This is a genomic window from Kitasatospora sp. NPDC053308, from assembly GCF_055585785.1.
The window spans coordinates 1-4,532 of the sequence record NZ_JBVJJY010000052.1 but is presented as its reverse complement, the minus strand read 5'-3'; the positions used below and the strand labels follow the sequence as shown (position 1 = coordinate 4,532).

The 4,532-nt window shown below is 77.2% G+C and carries 1 protein-coding gene; it reads left to right on the top strand.

Annotated features, from left to right (window positions below; genetic code table 11):
• Positions 1-4,532 (top strand): type I polyketide synthase (locus tag ACZ6Y7_RS37850; protein WP_465762528.1); only part of this gene is annotated, 4,532 nt, incomplete at both ends.

Genomic DNA, 4,532 nt, shown 5'->3' with positions numbered 1-4,532 from the left:
CTGGCCGACCACGCGATCGGCGGGGCGGTGCTCCTGCCGGGCACCGGCTTCGTCGAGCTGGCCGTGCGTGCCGGGGACCAGGTCGGCTGCGGCCTCCTGGAGGAACTGACGCTGCAGGCACCGCTGGTCCTGCCCGCCGACGGCTCCGGTGTCCAGGTCCAGGTGGCGCTGGCCGAGGCGGACGGTGAGGGTCGGCGCGCGATCGAGGTGTTCTCGCGCCCCGATGCCGCCGACGCCCAGCAGGCCTGGGTCCGGCACGCGAGCGGCGTGGTGGCCCCGACCCCGCTGGAGGGGCGGACGCCGGAGGAGCTGGCGGTCTGGCCGCCGGAGGGCGCGACCGCGCTCGACGTCGACGAGGTGTACGCCGTCCGGCTGGCCGAGGTGTACGGTCCGGCGTTCCACGGTCTGCGGGCCGCCTGGCGCCGCGGCGAGGACGTGTTCGCCGAGGTGGCGCTCCCGGAGGAGGTGGCGCGGGAGGCGGGTGCGTTCGGGCTGCATCCGGCGCTGCTGGACGCCGCCCTGCACGCCGCTCTGCTGGAGGGCACGCCCCTGGCGGACGCGGACGCGGGCGGCGAGCCGGGCGAGGTCCGGATGCCGTTCGCGTGGACGGGTGTCGAGCTGCACGCGAGCGGCGCGTCCGTGCTGCGGGCCCGGCTGCGCCGGGACGCGCGCGGTGGCCTGGCGCTGACTGCGGTGGACCCGGCCGGCGCCCTGGTGGTGTCGGTGGAGTCGCTGGTCAGCCGGCCCGTGTCGGCTGCCCAGCTGCGGGCCGCCGACGGCGGGGTGACGGACGCGCTGTTCGTCGAGGAGTGGGTGCGGGTGGCCGAGGCCCCCGCCCCGGCCGGGGACTGGGCGCTGATCGGCGCCGACCGGTTCGGCGTGGTCGAGGGGCTGGCGGCCGCCGGTGTGCCGGTCCGGTCGTTCGCGGGCCTGGCCGAGGCGGCCGCGGCCGTGGGGGCGGGTGAGCCCGCTCCGGACGTGGTGCTGGTCTGCGTCGGAGCGGCCTCCGCGCCGCCCGGGACGCCGGCGGAGGCTGCGGCGGTCCCGGAGACCGCCCGCCGGCTCGCCGTCGAGGCGCTGGCCCTGGCCCAGCAGTGGCTGGACGAACCGCGCCTGGAGTCCGCGCAGTTGGTGGTCGTCACCCGGGGCGGTACGGCCGCCGCGGACGGCGAGGCCGTGGCGGACCTGCCCGCCGCCGCCGTCCGGGGCCTGCTGCGTTCGGCGCAGGCGGAGAACCCCGGCCGGCTGCTCCTGGTCGACCTTCCCGCCACCGGCGACGACCGGGCCGTCACCGTTCTCCCGGCGGTCCTCGCCGCCGGCGAACCGGAGCTGGCCCTCCGCGGCGAGGCCGCGTTCGGGCGGCGGCTCAACCGTCCGTCCGGCGCTGGAGCAGCGGTTGAACGGCCCGCGACCCCCGTCGCCGACGGTCCGCGGACGCTTCTGGTGACCGGTGGAACGGGCACGCTGGGCGGCCTGGTGGCCCGTCACCTGGTGGTGACCGGGCGGGCCCACGGCGTGGTGCTGACCAGCCGTTCCGGCCCGGCCGCCGCCGGGGTGGCGGTGCTGGCCGCCGAGTTGGCGCGGCTCGGCGCGTCGGTCCGGATCGTGGCGTGCGACGTGGCGGACCGGGAGGCGCTGGCCGCGCTCCTCGGGACGATCCCGGCCGAGTGCCCGCTGGGTTCCGTCGTCCACGCCGCCGGGATCATCGACGACGGGGTGATCGGCACCCTGACCGCCGACCGGCTGGCGGCGGTGATGCGGCCGAAGGCCGACGCCGCCTGGTACCTCCACGAGCTCACCCGGGGCCTGGACCTGGAGCACTTCGTCCTGTTCTCCTCGGCGGCCGCGGTCTTCGGTGCGCCGGGCCAGGGCAACTACGTCGCCGCGAACTCCTTCCTGGACGCGCTGGCCGGTCACCGGCGGGCCGCCGGCCTGGCGGGCCTGTCGCTGGCCTGGGGGCCGTGGGTGCACGAGGCGGGCATCGGCCGGGATCTCGGCGAGCGCCTGCTGACCCGGATCAGCCGGTCCGGGGTCGCGGCCCTGGGCGCGGACGAGGGCCTGGCCGTGATGGACGAGGCGATGGCCCGCGGCGAGGCCGTCCTGGTGCCCGCCCGGCTGGAAGTGGCGGACCTGCGGGCGCGGGCCGCCCGCAGCGGTGACGTCCCGCCGCTGTGGCGGGCGCTGGCCGGGGGCCGGGTCCGGCGGGCGGCCGCCGCCCAGGCCGCGACCGGCGCCGACGCCGCGGAGGCGCTGCGCCGCCGTCTGGCCGGCCTGGTCGGCCAGGAGCGCGACCGGCTGCTGCTGGACCTGGTGCGGGCGCACGTGGCCGCGGTGCTCGGGCACGCGTCCACCGACGCCGTCGAGCCCACCCGGGCCTTCACCGACCTGGGCTTCGACTCGCTGACCGCGGTGGAGCTGCGGAACCGGCTGCGGACGGAGACGGGGCTGCGCCTGCCGGCCACGCTGGTCTTCGACTACCCCACCCCCGTCGCTCTGGCCGCGCTGCTGCGCGGTGAGCTGGCGGGCGATCTGCCGGCCGCGGCCGGGCCGGTCCGTCCGTCCGGTGCGGTGACCGACGAGCCGGTCGCGATCGTCGGCATGGCCTGCCGGTTCCCGGGCGGCGTCGCCGGCCCCGAGGAGCTGTGGGACCTGCTGGCCGCGGGCCGGGACGCGATCGGCCCGTTCCCGCAGGACCGCGGCTGGGACCTCGACGCGCTGTACGACCCGGACACCGAGCACGCGGGCACCTCCTACACCCGGGAGGGCGGCTTCCTGCAGGACGTCAGCGGGTTCGACCCGGCGTTCTTCGGGATCAGCCCGCGTGAGGCGCTGGCGATGGACCCGCAGCAGCGGCTGCTGCTGGAGACCTCGTGGGAGGCGTTCGAGCGGGCCGGGATCGACCCGGCGGCGCTGCGCGGCAGCCAGACCGGCGCGTTCGTCGGCGGCTACAGCTCCGGGTACGCCGCGATGAGCCTCGACGGCGACTCGGAGTTCGAGGGCATCGACAGTCACGTGATGACCGGGAACGCGACCAGCGTGCTCTCGGGCCGCCTGTCGTACACCCTTGGCCTGGAGGGCCCCGCCGTGACGATGGACACGGCGTGCTCCTCGTCGCTGGTGGCGCTGCACCTGGCCTGCCAGTCGGTGAGGGCGGGGGAGTGCTCGCTCGCGCTGGCCGGCGGCATCACGATCACGGCGGCCCCGGACGGGTTCATCGCGTTCTCCCAGGCCCGCGGTCTGGCGGTGGACGGGCGCTCCAAGGCGTTCGCCGCGTCCGCCGACGGCATGGGCATGGCCGAGGGCGTCGGCATGCTCGTGCTGGAGCGCCTCTCGGACGCGCGGCGCAACGGGCACCCGGTGCTCGCGGTGGTGCGCGGCTCCGCCGTCAACCAGGACGGCGCGTCCAACGGCCTGACGGCGCCGAACGGGCCGTCGCAGCAGCGGGTGATCCGCGCCGCGCTGGCCGGGGCCGGCCTGGCGGCCGCCGACGTGGACGCGGTGGAGGCGCACGGGACGGGCACCAAGCTGGGCGACCCGATCGAGGCGCAGGCGCTGCTCGCCACCTACGGCCAGGACCGTCCCGAGGACCGGCCGGTGTTCCTCGGCTCGGTGAAGTCGAACATCGGGCACACCCAGGCGGCCGCCGGTGTGGCCGGCGTGATGAAGATGGTGCTGGCGCTGCAGCACGAGCAGCTGCCGCCGACGCTGCACGTCGACGAGCCGTCGCCGCACATCGACTGGACGGCCGGACACGCGCGGCTGCTCACCGAGGCGGTGCCGTGGCCGGCCAACGGGCGGCCGCGCCGGGCGGGCGTGTCCTCGTTCGGGATGAGCGGCACCAACGCGCACGTGATCCTGGAGGAGGCCCCGGCCGCCGAGGCCGCGGCGCCGGAGGCCACGGCTCCGGCGCCGGTGCTGACGGCCGCCGGCGCGTGGGTGCTGTCGGGCCGGTCGGCGAAGGCGCTGGCGGGCCAGGCGGGCCGGCTGCGCGAGTGGGTGGTGGCGCGGCCGGAGCTGGAGCAGGCCGACGTCGCCTGGTCGCTGGTCGCGACCCGGTCCCTGTTCGAGCACCGGGCCGTGGTGGTGGGCGGTGACCGCGGCGAGCTGACGGCCGGCCTGGAGAGCCTGGCCGACGGCGTGCCCAGCGGTGCCCTCGTCTCGGGCGTGACCCGGGCCGACGCGCGCCCGGTGTTCGTCTTCCCGGGTCAGGGTTCGCAGTGGGTCGGTATGGGCCGGGAGCTCGCCGAGTCGAGTCCGGTGTTCGCGGCGCGGTTGGCGGAGTGTGCGGCGGCGCTGGCGCCGTATGTGGACTGGTCGTTGGACGAGGTGCTGGCGGGTGCGGAGGGTGCTCCCGCCCTGGAGGCGGCGGATGTCGTCCAGCCGGCGTTGTGGGCGGTGATGGTGTCGCTGGCGGCGGTGTGGGAGGCCGCGGGTGTGACGCCGGATGCGGTGGTGGGTCATTCGCAGGGTGAGATCGCGGCGGCGACGGTGGCCGGGATGCTGTCGTTGGAGGACGGTGCCCGGGTGGTGGC